Source organism: Pseudomonas juntendi, assembly GCF_021560075.1.
GTDB classification, from domain to species: domain Bacteria; phylum Pseudomonadota; class Gammaproteobacteria; order Pseudomonadales; family Pseudomonadaceae; genus Aquipseudomonas; species Aquipseudomonas juntendi.
This window is the reverse complement of sequence record NZ_CP091088.1, coordinates 4,391,928-4,410,807: the sequence shown is the minus strand read 5'-3', so window position 1 is coordinate 4,410,807 and position 18,880 is coordinate 4,391,928. Positions and strand designations below refer to the sequence as shown.

At 62.9% G+C, this 18,880-nt stretch carries 16 protein-coding genes; 5 read left to right on the top strand and 11 right to left on the bottom strand.

Annotated features, from left to right (window positions below):
* Positions 1 to 88: 88 nt before the first annotated feature.
* Positions 89 to 817, bottom strand: a complete 729-nt coding sequence (locus L1P09_RS20485) for a phosphatase PAP2 family protein (protein WP_232892373.1) — start codon at positions 815 to 817, stop codon at positions 89 to 91.
* A 183-nt stretch (positions 818 to 1,000) separates the two neighbouring features.
* On the opposite strand from L1P09_RS20485, the gene colR reads away from it, so the two are divergent.
* From colR to L1P09_RS20460, 5 genes are all read left to right on the top strand, one after another.
* On the top strand, positions 1,001 to 1,684 hold the full coding sequence (gene colR, locus L1P09_RS20480) for a two-component system response regulator ColR (protein WP_009684391.1): 684 nt from the start codon (positions 1,001 to 1,003) through the stop codon (positions 1,682 to 1,684).
* Positions 1,674 to 2,984 (top strand): sensor histidine kinase, encoded by a 1,311-nt coding sequence (locus L1P09_RS20475; protein WP_054905810.1) that lies wholly within the window; start codon positions 1,674 to 1,676, stop codon positions 2,982 to 2,984. The genes colR and L1P09_RS20475 overlap by 11 nt, the downstream gene beginning before the upstream one ends.
* 107 nt (positions 2,985 to 3,091) lie before the next feature.
* Positions 3,092 to 3,772, top strand: coding sequence for a class I SAM-dependent methyltransferase (locus L1P09_RS20470; RefSeq protein WP_009684389.1), 681 nt, complete (start codon positions 3,092 to 3,094; stop codon positions 3,770 to 3,772).
* A gap of 6 nt (positions 3,773 to 3,778) precedes the next feature.
* Complete coding sequence (locus L1P09_RS20465; protein WP_009684388.1) at positions 3,779 to 4,477, top strand: lipopolysaccharide kinase InaA family protein; 699 nt, start codon at positions 3,779 to 3,781, stop codon at positions 4,475 to 4,477.
* Entirely contained in the window at positions 4,477 to 4,710 is a 234-nt protein-coding gene (locus tag L1P09_RS20460; RefSeq protein ID WP_029887498.1) for a hypothetical protein, read from the top strand. The genes L1P09_RS20465 and L1P09_RS20460 overlap by 1 nt, the downstream gene beginning before the upstream one ends.
* Positions 4,711 to 4,792: 82 nt before the next feature.
* Here the strand turns inward: L1P09_RS20460 and L1P09_RS20455 are convergent, their stop codons facing one another.
* The 10 genes from L1P09_RS20455 to L1P09_RS20410 form a co-directional block, all read right to left on the bottom strand.
* The gene (locus L1P09_RS20455) at positions 4,793 to 7,837 is read right to left on the bottom strand and encodes a multidrug efflux RND transporter permease subunit (protein WP_235768046.1); all 3,045 of its coding nucleotides are present in this window, start codon (positions 7,835 to 7,837) and stop codon (positions 4,793 to 4,795) included.
* A gap of 12 nt (positions 7,838 to 7,849) precedes the next feature.
* A complete protein-coding gene (locus L1P09_RS20450; protein WP_054905808.1) occupies positions 7,850 to 8,998 on the bottom strand; it encodes an efflux RND transporter periplasmic adaptor subunit in 1,149 nt (382 codons plus the stop codon).
* A 551-nt stretch (positions 8,999 to 9,549) separates the two neighbouring features.
* Complete coding sequence (locus L1P09_RS20445) at positions 9,550 to 10,647, bottom strand: DUF1513 domain-containing protein (protein ID WP_235768045.1); 1,098 nt, start codon at positions 10,645 to 10,647, stop codon at positions 9,550 to 9,552.
* Positions 10,648 to 10,649: 2 nt separating this feature from the next.
* A complete protein-coding gene (locus L1P09_RS20440) occupies positions 10,650 to 11,714 on the bottom strand; it encodes an imelysin family protein (protein WP_009686819.1) in 1,065 nt (354 codons plus the stop codon).
* Between the two features lie 18 nt (positions 11,715 to 11,732).
* Complete coding sequence (locus L1P09_RS20435; RefSeq protein WP_054906133.1) at positions 11,733 to 13,160, bottom strand: di-heme oxidoreductase family protein; 1,428 nt, start codon at positions 13,158 to 13,160, stop codon at positions 11,733 to 11,735.
* 110 nt (positions 13,161 to 13,270) lie between these two features.
* A complete protein-coding gene (locus L1P09_RS20430; RefSeq protein WP_029887115.1) occupies positions 13,271 to 13,657 on the bottom strand; it encodes a hypothetical protein in 387 nt (128 codons plus the stop codon).
* Positions 13,658 to 13,669: 12 nt separating this feature from the next.
* On the bottom strand, positions 13,670 to 14,152 hold the full coding sequence (locus L1P09_RS20425; RefSeq protein ID WP_054906135.1) for a hypothetical protein: 483 nt from the start codon (positions 14,150 to 14,152) through the stop codon (positions 13,670 to 13,672).
* A gap of 145 nt (positions 14,153 to 14,297) precedes the next feature.
* A complete protein-coding gene (locus L1P09_RS20420; RefSeq protein ID WP_009686823.1) occupies positions 14,298 to 15,632 on the bottom strand; it encodes an imelysin family protein in 1,335 nt (444 codons plus the stop codon).
* Between the two features lie 144 nt (positions 15,633 to 15,776).
* Positions 15,777 to 17,828 carry a putative bifunctional diguanylate cyclase/phosphodiesterase gene (locus tag L1P09_RS20415; RefSeq protein WP_029887117.1) on the bottom strand — a complete coding sequence of 684 codons (2,052 nt, stop codon included), beginning with the start codon at positions 17,826 to 17,828 and terminating at the stop codon, positions 15,777 to 15,779.
* A 260-nt stretch (positions 17,829 to 18,088) separates the two neighbouring features.
* Entirely contained in the window at positions 18,089 to 18,685 is a 597-nt protein-coding gene (locus tag L1P09_RS20410) for a superoxide dismutase (RefSeq protein WP_009686825.1), read from the bottom strand.
* Positions 18,686 to 18,880 lie beyond the last annotated feature (195 nt).

Genomic DNA, 18,880 nt, shown 5'->3' with positions numbered 1-18,880 from the left:
CTGCACCATGAGAAAGCCCCGGTTCGCGAGAACCGGGGCTTTTTTTATTCTCCTGTGGGCGCCATTGGGCCGCTAAGCGGCCCCGGCTTCAGGCAACGCTGTTTTTGACCGCGGGCACTTCTGCCATGCCCCGGCGATACAGCACCAGATAATACGACCCCAACCCGATCAACCAGCAGAACACCGCCGTCCACACGTTGTGCGACAGGAAGTGCGCCCCTTGCAGCATGCGCCCAACGCCAAGCAGCGAACCTGCCAGCAAGGCCACCACGAATGCCGCCCGCGCCAGGCGCGGCTTGCGGTCACGCAACATGAAGAACAGGCCGAACAGGCAGAACCCGGTCGCGGCATGCCCGCCCGGCCAGCACAGCCCGGGCTTGTCGGTGGCCGGCCGTGGTTGCAGCAGCTTGCTGTAGGTTTCGGTACCGCCAAACTGGGTGAGGCTCCAGGGGCACTGCACCTGCGTCACCTTCTTCAGGGGCGTGACAAACGCGGTGGACAAACCCAGCGCCAACACCAGGCAGCCCAGCTCGCGGCGCCAGCCAAATAGGCGCTTTACGAAAAAGCTGGCGGCGAAGGTCAGCAGCGCTATCAGCCCCAGCAGGATGACCCCCTGTTTGACCCGGTCATGCAGGATGTTTTCCAGCCAATAACTGTGGCGGCCAATGAACTGCCCGGCTACAGGGTCGAAGAACAGCTTGGCGAGATCCATGTCGATCGACGTCAGCTCCAGCAGAATCAGGGCCAACGCGGTCGCCAACGGAATACCCAGGTACAGCCAGTAATTGATCGGGCGAGGGCGGGTTGCTTGCTGCATGGCGGCTCCAGGGCGGAAAAAAGATCGGCCATTGTCGTCGGCCCGCTATCCTGTGTCCGTGAAGGATCAGTGAAAAAACCGTCAAGTGCGGTGAATTTTTCCGGGGGCTGGCACCCTGCAGGCATAGGCCGTAAGCTGCGCCTGCCGCGCACCACAGCGAGAAGCGCCGCACAGGAGAAACCGATGCGCATTCTTTTGGTTGAAGACAACCGCGATATCCTGGCCAACCTGGCCGATTACCTGGGCATGAAGGGCTATACCGTCGACTGCGCCCAGGATGGCCTGTCCGGGCTGCACCTGGCTGCCACCGAGCACTATGACCTGATCGTGCTCGACATCATGTTGCCCGGTATCGATGGCTACACGCTGTGCAAGCGCCTGCGCGAAGACGCCCGCCGCGACACGCCGGTGATCATGCTTACCGCTCGCGACCAGTTGGACGACCGCCTGCAAGGCTTCCGTTCCGGGGCCGACGACTACCTGCTCAAGCCTTTCGCCCTGTCCGAGCTGGCGGCACGCATCGAAGCCGTGTTGCGCCGGGCCCAGGGCGGCGGGCGGCGCAGCCTGCAGGTGGCTGATCTGAGCTATGACCTCGACACCCTGGAGGTCACCCGCCAGGGCCGCATGCTCAAGCTCAACCCGGTCGGCCTCAAGCTGTTGGCCGTGTTGATGCAGAAGAGCCCTCATGTACTGCGCCGCGAAGTGCTGGAAGAAGCCCTGTGGGGGGACGACTGCCCCGACAGTGACAGCCTGCGCAGCCATGTGCACCAACTGCGCCAGGTGATCGACAAACCGTTCGAAAAACCGCTGCTGCATACCGTCCATGGCGTCGGCTATCGCCTCGCCGAGGGTCGTGATGGAGTTTAAGCAAAGCCTTGCCCAGCGCATCATCATCGCCTTTGCCCTGATGAGCGCGCTGGTGGCCGGGGCCTTCGCCTTCGGTATCGTCGGCACCGTGCACCTGGTCGAAGAGCGGCTGATTTCATCGGTACTGGGCGGTGACTTGCAGCGCCTGCTGCGCATGGACAGCGTCAGCGACTGGAGCCACCGCCCGCGCCCCGACCAGTTGTTCTACTTCAGCGGCGGGCGGGACGACTTTGAGCTGCCCAAAGACCTGCGCCATCTGGACCGTGGCTTCCACGAAGTATTCCGCGACCAGCTTTCCTACCACGCGATGGTCGAGATCGTCGATGGCCGCCGCTATGTATTGCTGCAGGACCAAAGCGACTTCGAGGAGCGCGAGCGTGTGCTGTTCGCGGTGGTGCTGGTGGGCTTCGTGCTCAGCCTGGTGCTGGCGGTGATCCTGGGCTGGCTGGTGGCGCGGCGGGTGATGGCACCGGTGATCCGCCTGGCGCGGCAAGTTCGCCACCGTGACCAGCTGCTGGGCCTGGCGCCGCCGTTGGCGCCGGACTATGCGGCGGATGAAGTTGGCCAGCTGGCGGTGGCGTTCGATGACACGCTGGGCCGCCTGCGCGATGCGCTGACCCGTGAACGGCTGTTCACCAGTGACGTCAGCCATGAGTTGCGCACCCCATTGATGGTGCTGGCCACGTCCTGCGAGCTGCTGCAGGAAAACCCCAACCTCGACACCCGCGCGCGCAGCCAGGTGGAGCGCGTGGCGCGGGCAACCGAAGAGATGCGCGAGCTGGTCAAGACCTTCCTGATGCTGGCCAGGGCGCAACGTGATGAAGGCGCAGTAGCCTCCCGGGCGACCCTGCGCGAAGTGGCCAACGAGCTGATCGGGGTGTGGCGCGACACCATCGAACAGAAGGGCCTGACCCTGTATTTCGATGGCCAGGCCAGTGCCAGCGCAGTGCTGTACAACGCGACCTTCCTGCAGTCGGTGATGGGCAACCTGCTGCGCAATGCGGCGCACTACACCGATGCCGGCTACATCCGCCTGAGCCTGGAAAGCCATGGCTTCAGCGTGGAAGACAGTGGCGTGGGCATACCAGAAGAACAGCGCGAAGCCATGTTCAAGCCGTTCGTGCGCGGTGACGAGCGGCGCGGCGAGGGCCTTGGGCTGGGCTTGTCGCTGGTGCAGCGCATCTGCGACGACCAGGGCTGGCGGGTGACCTTGACCTCTTCTGTACCCCATGGCTGCCGTTTCCATGTCGACTTGAGCAATACGCGGGTGAAAGAAGAGCCGGACGTCGTGGCTGGGTAATGTGTTGTTACACGTGTTACCGTGGCCAACACTTTTTTCACATCAGCATGACCTGATTCCTACGCGCATTTACCTAATGTGAGCGCAATGGAATCAGGAGATGCTCAATGCGTAGCCCTATCAAGCTTGAATTTTCCGAGAAGTACGACAAAGACCATGCCCGAGAGTATTTTCTCAAGCACCAGGATGGCTTGGCCCGCCGGCTGTCTCACAAGCGAGATGAGCAGCTGGCCCGCCGCGCACTGGCGCTGGCGGGTGAGCCTGGCCTGGTCCTAGACTTGCCCTGCGGCGCTGGTCGTTTCTGGCCGCTGCTGGCAGAAAAGAACAACCGGGTCATCATCGGTGCCGATAATTCCCAGGCGATGATCGACACCGCCTGTGCTGCGCAACCGCCAGAAGTGGTCGCGCGGGTACGGCCTTTGCAGACATCGGCATTCGACATCGACTTGCCAGACAACTCCGTCGACAGCATTTTTTGCATGCGGCTGTTTCACCATATTGGCGAGGCAGCCCACAGAAAGAAAATTCTTTCTGAATTTCAACGAGTTAGCCGTGATAGTGTGATCTTGTCACTGTGGGTGGACGGCAACTTCAAGGCTTGGCGGCGCAGGAAACTGGAACAGCGCCGCAGCACCAAAGCCGAGCAGAACCATTACCAGAACCGGTTTGTGTTACCGGCCGACACGGTCGAAGAAGAATTCCGCGCCGCCGGTTTCAGGATCCAGGAACGCCTCGACTTCCTGCCGTTCTATGCCATGTGGCGGGTTTATGTATTGCGTAAGGGGTAGTGTTTGATGGCTGTAGCCCAGAATGGGGAGTCGCGCTTCGATTTTTACTGGCGCCAGCAAGGCGAGTGGGTAGAGGAGCCTAACCAGCGCCGGGGTGGCGAAAGTGGTGTGCAACGGCTCAACGATGCCAACGGCAAACTGCTGTATGCAAAGCGTCAGGTCGGGCATATTTATCGCAGCCTGTTGCACCCCTTCGGCCGGCCAACCGTGCTGCGTGAACTCGATGCGCTGAACAGCTTCGAGCAACTCGGGGTGCGTGTACCGCGCCTGGTGTTCTGTGGTGCCCAGCGCGATGCCGACCACCAGTGGCGGGCGCTGCTGGTCAGCGAAGCACTGGACGGGTTTGTGGAGCTGGACACCTGGCATGCCCAAGGTGCCCGAGACCGTTATCCACAGGTGGTCCACGAGCGCATGCTCAAGGACCTTGCCGAAAACCTGGCGCGCATGCACCTGGGCCATTGGCAGCACGGCTGCCTGTACGGCAAGCATGTGTTCGTCAAGGTGCTGGGCGAGGGCGAGCAAGCCCGTGTCGAAGTGGCGCTGCTCGACCTCGAGAAGTGTCGGCGACGTTTCAGTTGCCAGCGCGCGGCGGGTAACGACCTGCGCCAATTGCGCCGCCATTCGTCGCTCAACGAGGCGGAATGGCAGACGCTACTCTACTTTTACAAGGTGGCGTTTGGCAGCGCTGTCAAAGGGTTAGGGTAATGAAACTAGAAATAGCTCGAGCTTTGTTCCTGGTAGCGGGCCTGGCGGTGACCACTGTAGCGGTGGCTGCCTGGGAAGAGCCGAGGCCGACGGTATTCAGCAAGGCTGAGATGGCCGCCCAGTGCGCACTGCCGCGGGACGTGAAACCGCAGCAGAAGGCCAGGGTAGAGCCGGATCAGGATCTGTTGCTGTTGCTGTTCGGCCTGCGCCAAGGGTTGCGGCCATTTGGTTGAAACCGGTGGAGCTGTACATGCCAGAGGCCTCGCAAGCGCGAGGCCTCTGGCGTTTCTGCAGGTGGCCCTCGGTGGGCGGGTTTCAGGCGGCAGCAGGTTCCTTGGCCACCGTCTTGTGCGCCAGCAGGGTGTAGATACAAGGCAGCACGAACAGGGTGAACAACGTGCCGATCGACATGCCGGTCGCGATCACGGCACCGATGTCGAAGCGGCTTACCGCCCCGGCCCCGGTCGCGAGGATCAGCGGCACTATGCCGAATACCATTGCCGCCGTGGTCATCAGCACCGGCCGCAGGCGAATCGCCGCCGCTTCTTCGATTGCCTCGCGCGCGCCCAGGCCAAGCTCATCACGTAACTGGTTGGCGAACTCGACGATCAGGATGCCGTGTTTGCTGATCAGCCCGATCAATGTCACCAGCCCGACCTGGGTGTAGATGTTCATGCTCGACAGGCCCAGGAACAGTGGCAACAGCGCCCCGCAGATCGACAACGGTACCGTAACCAGGATCACCAGCGGATCCCGGAAACTTTCGAACTGGGCCGCCAGGACCAGGAAGATGATCGCCAGTGCCAGGCCAAAGGTCACCCACAGTGCGCTGCCTTCCTGCACGTACTGGCGGGCCACGCCGGCATAGTCGAAGGCGTAACCTTCCGGTGCCTCTTCGCGGGCGATGTCCTGCACGGTCTTCAGCGCTTCGCCCAGGCTGACCATCGGTACGCCTTGAATGATGGCCGAGTTCAACTGCTGGAACTGGTTGAGCTGCCGCGGGCGAGCGCGGTCGGTGAGGGTGACCAGGGTCGCCAGCGGCAGCAGCTTGCCCTGGTCGTTCTTCACATAGTAGTTGTTCAGCCAGCCGGGGTTGTCGCGGTATGCGCGCTCGGCTTGGGCAATGACCTTGTAGCTGCGCCCCTCGAGGGTGAAACGGTTGATTTCGGCTTCACCCAGCAAGGTGGCCAGGGTACTGCCGAGAACGTCCATCGATACCCCCATTTGCGCCGCCTTGGCCCGGTCGATATCGACCACCACCTCGGGTTTGTCAAAGGCCAGGTCGATGTCGAGGAAGGCGAACTTGCCCGATGCCTGGGCCCGAGCCTTGATGCGTTGGGCCACCTCCAGCAGTGCCGGGTAGTCGCCTGCGGTGTTGATCACGAACTGGAACGGCAGGCCTTCGCCGGTGCCGGGCAGCGACGGCAGGTTGAAGCCGAAGATCTGCAGGCCGGCGACCTCTTCCAGCTTGGCCTGTACCAGTGGCAGCAGCTCCATTTGCGTACGCTCGCGCTCGTTCCAGGGCTTGAGCAGGAAGCCACCGATGCCGCTCTGCACACCATTGAAACCGTTGATCTGGAACGACGAATAGTATTCGGGGAAGGTCTTGAACAGAGGGGTGAACTGGTTGGTGTAGGCGTTGAGGTAGTCAAGGTTGGCTGGCTGCGGGGAACTGCTGATCATGAAGATCACCCCCTGGTCCTCGTTGGGGGCCAGTTCGTTCTGGGTGAACTTCAGCAGTAGCGGAATCAGGCACAGGATGATCACGGCAAACACCAGTACCACCGGCCGGCTGTCGAGCGTGCCGTGCAGCAGGCGCTGGTAGCGTACCTTCAGGCGCGCGAACTGCCGATCGAGCCAGTGGGCCAGGCCGCTGGAATTCTGCTCGCGGCGTAGCAGCAGGGCGCACATCATCGGTGACAGGGTCAGGGCGACGATACCGGAAATGACCACTGCGCCGGCCAGGGTCAGGGCGAACTCCTTGAACAGTGCCCCGGTGAGCCCGCTGAGAAAGCCGATGGGCGCATACACCGCTGCCAGGGTGATGGTCATCGACACCACCGGCATGGCGATCTCGCGCGCGCCTTCCAAGGCTGCATCGAACGGCGACTTGCCTTCTTCGATATGCCGGTGAATGTTTTCCACCACCACGATCGCATCGTCCACCACCAGCCCGATGGCCAGGACCATGGCGAGCAGTGTGAGCAAGTTCAGCGAGTAGCCCATCATCTGCATGAAGAACAACACGCCAATCATCGACAGCGGAATGGTCACCACAGGGATCAGCACCGAGCGCAGGGCGCCAAGGAACAGGAACACCACTAGGATGACGATCAGCACCGCTTCGCCGAGGGTCTTGATCACTTCGTCGATGGAGGCCTGGATGAACAGCGTGGCGTCGTAGGCGATAGACACCTTCAGCGCCGAGGGCAACTGGCTTTCCAGGTCGGGCATGACCCGCCGCACTTCCTTGATCACCTCCAGCGGGTTGGCGGCGGGCGTGGCCTTGATGCCGATGTACACCGAGGGCGTGCCGTCGAATGAGCTGACGGTGTCGTAGTTCTCTGCCCCCATCTCCACACGCGCCACGTCACCCAGCAGTACGCGGCTGTCGCCACTGGTCTTGACCGGCAGGGCGGCGAACGCCTCGGCTGACTTCAGCTCGGTGCTGGCGTTGATGCTGGTGACCACGTATTCGCCTTTGACTTCGCCGGCAGCGGACAGGAAGTTGTAGCGGCGCACGGCGTCGGTCACGTCGCTGGCCGCCAGGCCGAAACCGGCCAGTTTCACTGGGTCCAGCCACAGACGCATGGCAAATACCTGGTTACCGAGGATTTCTGCCTCGGCCATGCCGGGTAGCGTGGCCAGCTTGGGCTGGATCACCCGTGACAGGTAGTCGGTGATTTGCGGGTTGCTCATCTGTTCGCTGTAGAAGCTGATGTACATCAGCGCCGAAGCATCGGCGGCTTCCTTGCTGAGTACCGGGTCTTCGGCGTTCTGCGGCAGCTTGTTGCGCACTTCGTTGGCCTTGGCCAGCAGTTCGGTGAACAGCCTGTCGCTGTCGGCACCGATGCGCGCGTAGATGGATATGACGGAAAAATTCTGCCGGCTCACCGAGGTCATGTAGTCGATACCTTCGGCGCTGGCCAGGCTTTGCTGCAGCGGCTGGGTGATGTAGCCCTGGATGGTTTCGGCGTTGGCCCCGGGGTAGGCCGTGGTGACGGTGATCAGGGCGTTTTCCATGCGCGGGTACTGGCGGATCTGCAGCGTGTGCCAGGCCTGGATACCCAGCAACAGGATCAGCAGGCTGACCACGCTGGCCAGCACCGGGCGACGGATGAACGGGTCGGTGAACGCCATGCCAGCCTCCAGTCAGTCCTTGGTCGCGGCGCCCGGGGCGGGCTTGACGGCCTGGTCCTGGCCGATTCGGATTGCGGCGCCGGGGGTCAGCTTCAGCTGCCCGGCAGTGACTACCTGTTCCCCGGCCTGCAACCCTTTGCTGACCACCACCACGCCGTCACGGCGCTCGCCGGTCTGCACGGTGCGCTGTTCGGCGACCCATTGGGGTTGGCCCTGTTCATCGTGCTGCGGCTTGCCGTGCTGGTCCTTTTTCGCGGTGGCGACATATACCGAGTTGCCGTACAGGGTGTAGGTAATGGCACTTTCCGGCACCACCACCTGCAACTGCGGATCGGGCAGCAGTACCTGCAGGCTGGCGAACATGCCCGGCAGCAATTTGCCGTCGGGGTTGGCCAGGGTCGCGCGCACCAGCAGGTTTCGCGTGGTTTCATCGACCTTGGGGTTGATGGCGCTGAGGCGGGCGGGGAAGGTCTGGTCCGGGTAGGCAGCCACTTGCACCAGCACCTGCTGGCCGAGGTTCAGCTGGGGCAAGGCCTGTTCCGGCACGTTGAAGTCTACGTACAGGCCGGAGGTGTCCTGCAGGGTCGCGATGACGGTGCCTGGCGCCAGATAATCGCCTACATCCACCTGGCGGATGCCCAGGGTGCCACTGAAGGGCGCGCTGATGCTTTTCTTGTTCTTCGAAGCCTTGAGCTGCTCGACCACCGCCTGGTTGCGCTGGTACTGGGCATTGAGGCGGTCATATTCGCCACGGGAGATCGCCGAGTCACCCACCAGTTGCCGCCCGCGGCCGAAGTCGACCTTGGCCAGGCCCAGGTCGGCCACGGCGGTGCCTAGCAATGCGGTTTCCTGGTCATCGTTGAGCCGCAGCAGCAGCTGCCCGGCCTTGACCGTTTGCCCAGAGTCGAAATACAGGGCCTTGACGATGCCTTCTACCTCCAGGCTCAGCTCGACACCCTGCAGCGCCTTGAGGCTGCCGACCGCGGGCAGGCGCTGTTGCCACTGGCGTTGTTCGGCCAAGGCTGCCGCCACGGTGATAGGCGGCTTGGGGGCAGTGAACATCTGGATCTGCTGGTAGATCGAGAAAGCCTTGTAGCCCCCCAGGGCCAGCACGATCAGCAGAACCACGGCCAACATGATGAGCATGCGGCGGCGCAGCATAGGTCCGGTTCCTTGGATGCAGTTGTTATTCGTTCTGGCACGACAACGGGCGATCCTGCCCACGTGTGGATGGGGGAAGTATTGACTGTTTTTTGTCTGAAGGGGAGTAAATTGTCTGCACCGGCCCTATCGCCGGCAAGCCGGCTCCCACAGGGATCGCCGCAGGGCTGATAGATGCTGTGGCGAGCAGCTGGCAAGGGTAGCCGCAGTATCTTCAGCGCCTGTGAGATCGAGCGCCGCCCGCGCGGCGCATCGCGAGCTGCGCTCGCTCCTACGCTGTTTCGAGCCAATTATGCCTGTGGAATTTGCGCGCGAACGCCTTGGCGCATGCCTCAATGTCGCGTCGTATGAACCAGGCGGTCGCGCGCACCTGGCACAGGGGTTACTGGCCCGAAACAAACGTAGGAGCGAGCGCAGCTCGCGATGCGCCGCGCGGGCGGCGCTCGCTCTCACAGGCGCTGCATATCTTCTGACGAACATCTGCCAGCCCTGATGCAATCCATGTGGGAGCCGGCTTGCCGGCGATTGGGCCGGTGAAGGTCACGGATCAATCAGACCAGATGCAGGTGGTTGTCCCAGAACCCGGACGGCAGGCTCATCGGTTGCCCGACCAGTTGTGCCTTGGTGCAATCGTAGAAGCGGCAGCGGCCCTGCCCGGAGGTCACGACAAAACCGTCCTTGACGGCACCGACCCCGGCACAGTCGGGCATAGGGGCGTCGAGCCGCACAGCGCCGCTGTCCAGGTCCCAGACGAACAGGCGGTTGGCCCGTGGCGCGGTCAGCGCCACCAGCCGCAGCTCGCTGTGGATAGCCACACTGGCGGTGTACTGGGCCATGGCCTGCAGTTGCTGCTCGGGCACCGGAAAGGCCTTGAACGGCTCGCTCGGGCGCTTGATGGCCAGCAACTCGGCCGTTTCATCGGCGTCGCCCATGAACTGCTGGCAGGCGGCAATGGTGCCATCGCTGCCCACTGCCAGGTGGCGCACGCTGTTCATCTGCTGGGCGAGGGTTTCCTTGCTCAACAAGGTGCCGTCACGCTGCATCAGCACCAGGCTCGGCTCCATGGCATCGAGGTTCATCTCGACCCGGCTTTCGGCCTCGGTGCGGATCCCGCCGTTGGCCACCACCAGGGTCTCGCCGTCGGGTAGCCAGGCCACCTCGTGCGGGCCAATGCCGTGGGTGGGGAGCTCGCCGGTGTGTACCAGGCGCGCACCTTCGAAGCGGTAGACGCCTAGCACGCCCCGCCCCGGGTCACGGGTGTCGTTCTCGGTGGCGTACAGCCATTCGCCGCTTTTGTGCACCACCGCATGGCCGTAGAAGTGCCGGTCCGCTTGCGAAACCACCGTTTGCAGCAAGCGCCCGTCGCGCAAGTCGACCAGGTAGCTTTCGGTACCGGGGCGGCGAGCGACGAACAGGGCGATCGGCTGTTCAGGATGATGGATGATGGCATGGCAACGCTGGGCAACCTGGGTGCTGAACACCTGGGTGCCGTCCAGGCGGAACCCCACGGCATAGTGCTTGCCGTCGCCGTCGTCACGCGCCGAGAGCAGCAAGGGTTCGCTGCCTTTGTTGCGGAACAGGCTCCAGCCACCCAGGGTAAGGGCGCTGAGCATTACGCTACCGAGTTTGATTGCCTGGCGTCGCAGCATGATCAGTCACCGTCGTTGGCATTGAAGCCCAGCTGTATGTTCAACGCCTTGGCCAGGTCGCCTTCGTGCAGGCGGTGGACCACGTTGAGGCTGTCATAGAGCTGGTTGAGGGTTTGTTGGCCGGCGTCGTCGGCCAGCAACTCGCCAAGGGTCTTCTGGTTGTCGGCCAGCAGTTTGAGCGAGGTAGCGTAGGCGGCGTCGATCTTGTCTGCCAGCGCTTTCTGATCGCTGGGCAGCAGGCCGCGCAAACCCTGGTTGTCGACCCCAACCCACACGGTCTGGGCAGCCTTGAGGGTGGCCTCCAGGCTTTTCAGTGAGCTGTGGCTGCGCCAGGCCTCGGCCTGCAGCGGCTGCGCGATGCCCTTGCTCTGGCGGCCCATGGGGGCGCCGAGTTTTTTCTTCAGCGTATCCAGTGCGGTCACCTGGGAGCGCAGCAGGTCGGCAATGGCCTCGTGGGAATCGGCGTAGCGCTGGTTGGGGAACTTGGTCATCTGCGAGAGCATGCCGTCGGTGCTGTTCCAGCTCTTGAGGATGTCCTCGGCCAACAGCTTCTGGTGCTCGCTGATGGCGACCAGCAGCGGGCAATAACGGGCCTTCTGTTCGGCTGTGGCGATGTCCGGCTTGCTGTCGAACAGAATGTATTCATAGGCCGACAGCCCACGCACCACCACGCTGGCCTTGCCCAGGGCGGCCACATCGACTGGCTTGTCGCCGTTGACCAATTGCTCTACCTGGCGGCCGACCAGGTTTTTCTTGTCGGGCCAGAACTGCACCTGCCAGGCGCGGTTGCCTTCGGCCAGAGGGCCCACCAGCAGCGGTTGCAGTTCAGCCCAGGCTTTTTGTGCGTTGAGGAAGTCGGCACGGGCCTTTTCCAGGTCTTCCTTGCCTTCGCAGTAGGCCAAGGCGCTGGCGGCCAGGGTACGGTCGGCTTCGACCCAGCGGCTGTAGGTGGGCAGGATCACCTGTTTGGCGATGGCGGCGGAGGTCACTGCTTGCGGGTCCTGCGGCGAGCAGGCGCCAAGGGCGAGTGCGGCGAGGCTGGTGAACAACAATTTGGGTCGGAACATGCCGGCTCCTTTGCGCGTTTAAAGGGAATTCAGGAACGCCAGCAGCGCGGCGCGCTGCTCGGCATTGAAGGTGAGAACGAAATTGCGTGCCGCTTCGGCTTCGCCGCCATGCCAAAGCACGGCTTCGAGCAGGTTGCGCGCGCGGCCATCGTGCAGGAACTGGCTGTGGCCACTGACCGTTTCGCTCAGGCCGATGCCCCACAGCGGCGCGGTACGCCAGTCCTGGCCGTTGGCGGCGAATTCGGTGCGCTCGTCGGCCAGGCCCGGCCCCATGTCGTGCAGCAGCAGGTCGCTGTAGGGGCGGATGACCTGGTTGGCCAGCTCTGGTTCGGTTGCATCGGCGGCGGTGGTGAACTGCGGTGTATGGCAACCCTGGCAGCCGGCCTGGTAGAACAGGTTCTTGCCCGCCAGCACCTGTGGCGCGCCCACGTCGCGGCGTGCCGGCACGGCCAGGTTGCGGGTATAGAAGGTGACCAGGCGCAGAATGTTGTCGCTGACTTCCTTCTCGCCATCGGCGCCATCGCCATTGGGCGCAGCCAGGCACGCGGCTTGTGCCGCCGTGCAGTCGTCCTTGGGCTGCAGGGTACTGGTCAGGCCCATGTCGCCGGCGAAGGCGTGCACGTTCTGCTGGTTGACGTTGGGTTGGCCGGCCTTCCAGCCGAAGCGCCCGACCACGGTCTTGCCCTGGGCGTCATCCCATACCCGGTTGGCTCGCCCGCGAATGCCGTCGTGGTTACGGTCGTCGGGGTCTTCGTTGGCCAGCAGGGCGGCTTCGGGGATGGCTTCGAGCAGGCCCAGGCCGATCATCGGCGGGGCCACCCGTGCGGAAAACCGGGTGTCGGGGTGCATCACGCCGTAGCCCAACTGAGTGATTTGCAGGCTTGGCTTGCGCAGTTGCACCTGATGGCCATCCTCGAACGTCACCGTGTGCTGGGCATAGCTCACCCGCACCTTGCCTTCCGGGGCCACGCCGGGGATGGCCATGTCTTGCAACTGGGTGCCATAGACCGGTTCCGGCACCACGCCGATGCGCTCGATCACCTTGGCCAGGTAGGGTTGGTCGGGGATAGACAGGCGCACCAGCATGCCGACGGCGTTGCTGTCATTGGCGGCTGGGGGATGACCACGGCCGTCGCGCACATGGCAGTTCTGGCAGGCATTGGTGTTGAACAGCGGGCCCAGGCCATCGCGTGCAGTCGTGGTAGAGGGGGCGATCACCCAGGGGCTGCGGAAGAAGCTGTTGCCTACGGCGAAGTCCAGCCGCCGTTCCGGCGAAAGGTTGGCCGAGGGCTGGGCGTAGGCGTTGCGGTCACTGCGCTGTACGGTGGCCAGGCCAGCCGACAAGGCTTCGCCGGGCTCGGCCTGGGTGAAGCGCGGGGCGTCGTCACAGGCAGCGAGGGCAAAGGCCAGCAGCAAGGGGCTGAGTCGAAACAGCGACAAGGACATCGAGAATCCTGGGCTTGAGCAAAAAACCGGCGTGCAAGCTTAGCAGGCCCAGGATCATTGAATAAGAGCAATTTGCGTTTGCTCGATGAAATCGTCGTTGCTTGTGGCCCTCAGGCGATATGCAGCTTGAACTGGCGGTTCACCAGGCTGACGATCAGGTTCTTGTGGCCACCATTGCGATTGTTGCCGGCCACTTCGATGACCTCGTCACTGTCATAGTCCATGGTGTGGGCAGCGAGCTGTTTGATGGCATTCTCGTGGGCCGGTTTCCAGTAATCCTGGAAGACCCAGATGCTGGCTTCGGCAGCGGGGCCGAGAATGAGGCGCAAGGCTTTGTGGTTTTCATTGGTATTGCCGATCCACGGTACGGCCAGTTCGCCGTTCCAGGCGTGCTGGGCGCCGACTGCAACGCTTTTGCTGCGGTTCTCACCGTCGACCACGGTCAGGGTGTAGGGGGTGTTGTTGGCGATGGAGCACAGGTAGGTGACGCTGGCCATGTGAAGGTCCTTTTACGGTCGGGTTTCTGGGCGGGGTAGCGGGCTGCTCGGGCTGCGGTAGACGTAAACGCCAAGCAAGGTGATCTCGTTGAAAGGCGGGTCCAGTTCGGCGGGGTCGAAGCGCCCCAGCAGCTGCAGGCCCTGGGCAAAGGCGACAGCCTCGAACATCTTGCGGTCGGGTTCGTTGGGGTCGTACAGGTAGATCTTGCCGGAGTGGGCAAGCACCCTGCACATCTCCAGGGCCACGTGGTAAGTGATGGGGGCGCCCATCAGGGTTAGGTGGGGTATGGCGCGGGTGTCCAGCGGGAAACGGGGCGCATCGTATTCATCGACCTGATACAGGTGGGGGATGCGCTCGCCTGTGCGCGGCCCGTTGGAAATGCGCTGGCCGACTTTATTCAGGTTATAGGCGTGGGTGAAGCCGGTAATGATGTCCTTGCCCCCCACGCGCTGAACGATTCGGCCTTCCCCCCAAACATCAAGAATCTGTAGCACTGCGCCCTCCGGCCTGGTGATCCCGTGAATGGGGCCAGAATGAAGGGCGAAAGGCAGGACAGGCATCTGGAACCACAGCACCTGCAGCACAAACGCAAACGCCCGGCACAAGGCCGGGCGTTCGGGGTGAGGCGCCGTTACCGAATCAGAACTCGTGGTCTGCGGTATCCGGGTTCAGGTTGGCAATACCGAGCTTGCCCGCAGCCTGTTCGATCGCACCGGTCTGCTTGACCAGGGCGGCAATGGCATCGCGAACGATCTGGTTGCCGGCAGCGTTGTCGGGGGCGATCAACTGGTCGTAGTGCTCGCCTTTCTGCGCATGGTCGACCATGACCTGGATCTTGGCCTCGGTGGCCTCCAGGTCGGCCTTGAGGGTGGCGTCGGCCGCCGGGTCAACCTTGGCTACCAGCGACGACAGGCTCGGGCCGCTGACCTTGGTGCCGTCCGGGCGGGTGTACTCGCCCAGGTAGACATTGCGGATACCCTTGGCATCGTAGAAGTGCGAGTAGTGGGTGTTGTCGCTGAAGCAGTCCTGCTCGTCTTCCGGCGAGTTGGCTTCCAGGGAAACCTTCATGCGTTCACCGGCCAGTTCGCCCAGCGACAGGCTGCCCATGCCGAACAGCATCTTGCGCAGGCCATCGTTGACCGGCTCGGCTTCGAGCTTGGCGCGGTAGTTGTCGGCGACGTTCGGAGCCCAGTTGCCGACCATCTCTTCAAGGTCGGTGACCAGCAACTGGGTCACGGCTTTGAGGTAGGCGCGGCGGCGCTCGTTGTGGCCGCCGGTAGCACCCTGGCCTTCCAGGTAGTCCGACGCCGGGCGGGCGCCGGCGCCTGGGCCGGTACCGTTGAGGTCCTGGCCCCACAGCAGGAATTCGATGGCGTGGTAGCCCGTGGCGACGTTGGCTTCGGACCCTGCCAGTTCGTTCAGGCTGGCCAGCTTCTCGGGGGTGATGTCCTTGACGTCGATCTTTTCTTCGCCGACCTGGATCTCGGTGTTGGCGATGATGTTGGCGCTGGCGGCGGGGTTGCCCAGGGCATGCTCGTAGCTCTTGTCGACATAGTCGATCAGGCCTTCGTCCAACGGCCACGCGTTCACCTGGCCTTCCCAGTCGTCGATGATGGTGTTGCCGAAGCGGAAGGCTTCGCTCTGCAGGTAAGGCACGCGTGCAGCAACCCAGGCTTGCTTAGCAGCCTTCAGGGTTTCATCGTCTGGCTTGGCAAGGAAGGCGTCGACAGCGGTCTGCAGGGTTTTTGCGGTGCTCAGCGAGTCGCTGTACACGGCATAGACCATTTCTGCGTAATGCTTGACCACGGCTTTGCCAGCGGCTTCGTCGACAGCCCCTGGCGCTGCAGCGGTGGTGCTGGCGGCAGCGGGTGCCTGCGCTTGCGCAGCGGCAGCCTTGTCGTCTTTTTCGCCGCAACCGGCGAGGGCGATGGCCATGGCCAGCAGACTGGCGGAGGCCAGAGGCATTCGAATCATTATGGGTTTCCTGCGTCGTGTGGTTGGACAGTGCGCCTAGGCATGCGAAACGGCAACATCATGCGAAAGATTTGCATTTGCTGTAAAGGGGCGGGGGCGCATTTCATGCAAATCCAGGTCGCTGGCTTGGCCGGGCGAGCAGGTTCAGAGCATCGAGACTTGATTACGTTGGGCTTGCTTGAGGAAGTGAGTCAGTTCACGCGCCGACAGCGGCTTGCTGTAGTGATAGCCCTGGCCCTCGTGGCAGCCCTGGGCAATGATGTAGGTTTCCTGCTCGGCGGTTTCCACGCCTTCGGCGATGACCTGCATGCCCAGGCTCTTGCCCAGCTGGATGATGGCGCGAACGATGGTAGCGTCGTCATCGTCGTCAAGCAGGTCCTGGACGAAGCTCTTGTCGATCTTGATCTTGTCCAGCGGCAATGACTTCAGGTAGCTGAGCGACGAGTAACCGGTGCCGAAGTCGTCGATCGCAATCAGCGCCCCGGAACGGCGCAGGCTCAGCAGGTGCTGGGCGGCGGTGCTGATGTCTTCCATCAGGCCGGTTTCGGTGACCTCCAGCTCCAGGCTGCGCGGTGGCAGGCGGTAGGCCTGCAACAGGTTGTTGACTACCCGCGGCAGCTCGCTGTGGTGCAACTGCACGGTAGACAGGTTGACCGCCATGCGCAGGTCGCTGAAGCCCAGGTCGTGCCATTCGCGCAATTGCCGGCAGGCCTGGTCGAGTACCCATTCGCCGATGCTGATGATGCTGCCGTTCTGTTCGGCCAGCGGGATGAACTGGTCGGGCGGCACCATGCCCAGCTCCGGGTGCTGCCAGCGCAGCAGGGCCTCCACGCCGACCACGCGGTGGTCGCGGTAGCTGATCTGTGGCTGGTACACCAGGTACAGCTGGTTACGCGGCAGGGCTTCACGCAGGTCCTTCTCCAACTCGCGGCGGCGGCGCATTTCACTGTCGACGCTGGCAATGTAGAACTGGTAGCGGTTGCGCGAGCGGGCCTTGGCCAGGGTCATGGTCTGCTCGGCTTTCTGCAGTAGCTTTTCCGTGCTGTCGCCGTCTTCCGGGAACAGGGTGATGCCGATGGTGGCGCGCAGGCGGATCTGCTGGTGATCGAGGTCGAATGGCACCTCCAGGTCATCCAGGATGCTTTGCGCCAGTTCGGCAGCTTCGTAGGGCTGCTCGATGTTGGCTTGCACCAGGGCAAACTGGTCGCCGCCCAGCCGCGCCAGGGCACCCAGGCGGCCGCTATGCGCCCGCAGGCGGTCGGCCAGGGCCAGTAACAGTTGGTCACCCACCTGGTAACTGAATTGTTCGTTGATGCCCTTGAAGTCGTCCAGGCCCACGCACAGTACCGCCACCCGATGTTGCAGGCGGCCACCGTCGACCAGGATCTTGTCCAGTTGCTGTTGCAGCTGCTGGCGGTTGGGCAGGCCGGTCAGGAAGTCGTATTGGGCCATGCGCTGCAGGCTGTTTTCCGCTTCGTGACGCAGGTGGGTGTTGCGCTCGATCGAAGCCAGCAACTGGTTGGCCGTGTTGACCCAAAGGCCCAGTTCGTTCTTTTCGTGCCCCTTCAGCAGCGGGATCTGGTGCTGGCTGGGGCGGTCGGGGTTGATCTGCGTGAGGTGCTCGATGATCTTCGACAGCGGCTTGGTCAGCAGCCAGTGGTAGACCAGGTACAGCACCAGGCCCATGGCCAGGGCGCGCAGTACGCCGGAGATGAAGATGATGACCGCGTTGATCAGGAAATCTTCACCATACGAAGAGGTGTCGAGGGTGATGCTGAGGTCGCCGTAGTATTCGCTGTAGGGGCCGCGGCCGACCAGTTGCGTGGTGTAGGTACGTTCCTGGCCGAGAATCAGGTCGGTCAGCCAGCGCATGGAGGTGTCCCGCAGCGGCCTGGACTTTTCTGCCAGCATGGTTTCATTGGGGTGGCCGATGGACGCCATGCGTACCGATTCGTCCTGGAACAGGCCCTCCATCACCTGCATGCCCATTTCACGGTCGAGGCTGTACACCGCCTGGGTCGACGGGTCGCGGAACATGTCGAGGATGCGCTGGGCATCGTTGTTCACGGTCTGGCGGGTCTTGTAGGTGTCGTAGACAATTTGCGCACAGCTGAGCAGTACGCCGACCGCCAGCGCCGACAGCAGCACGACCCTGAGCAACTTGACCGACAAGCTGTTCCGCAATTCCAGCTTCAATGGGGTTTCCTTAATCCATGCGCATGGCATCATTTTGCCATCAACGATGACGATACACTATCGGCCTACCATGAGCAGTGTATCGGTTGCCTGCCCCTGCAACTTGAGTGCGCTGTCTCAATCTTCCAAAGATTTGATGTTAGCGCGCTCTGCCGCCTGAGCAAGCAAAACCGTGCGGCTCGGTGTACCGGCGCGGCGGCCCCTGGCAGGCACAAAAAAACCCGGCACATGGCCGGGTTTTCTGTTCAAGGCTGGGTGACTCAGGCCTTGAAGGTCTTGCCTTCGAACTGCTCGGCAACGAAGGCCCAGTTGACCAGGTTCCAGAACGCCTCGACGTACTTCGGACGCAGGTTGCGGTAGTCGATGTAGTAGGCGTGTTCCCAGACGTCGCAGGTCAGCAGCGGGGTGTCGCCGCTGGTCAGCGGGCAGCCGGCGCCAATGGTGCTGGCCAGGGCCAGGGAGCCGTCGGCTTTCTTCACCAGCCAGCCCCAGCCGGAACCGAAGGTGCCGACCGAAGTCTTGGTGAACTCTTCCTTGAATTTGTCGAAGGAACCGAAGGCCGCGTTGATGGCATCGGCCAGGGCGCCGGTTGGCTGGCCGCCGCCGTTTGGCGACAGGCAGTTCCAGTAGAAGGTGTGGTTCCAGACTTGAGCGGCGTTGTTGAAGATGCCGCCCGAAGAGGCCTTGACGATTTCTTCGAGGGACTTGCCTTCGAATTCGGTGCCTGGGACCAGGTTGTTCAGGTTCACGACATAGGTGTTGTGGTGCTTGTCGTGGTGATACTCCAGGGTTTCCTTGGAGATGTGCGGCTGCAGGGCATCGTGGGCGTACGGCAGCGGCGGCAATTCAAAAGCCATGGTGGATCTCCTGATTCAGGTCTGTTTGCGGTTTGCGCAAGGCCGATCACGGGCGGCCCGATCAGCGTCGGCGAGTTTTTACTCTTTGCGACGCAAGGGCTGGATCATAGCACCGGGTCCGGCGCATAACCACGCAACAAACATAGGGAATAGAGGTTCCGCGGCGGTCGAGCCATGCCGACCGGTGGTCTCGGG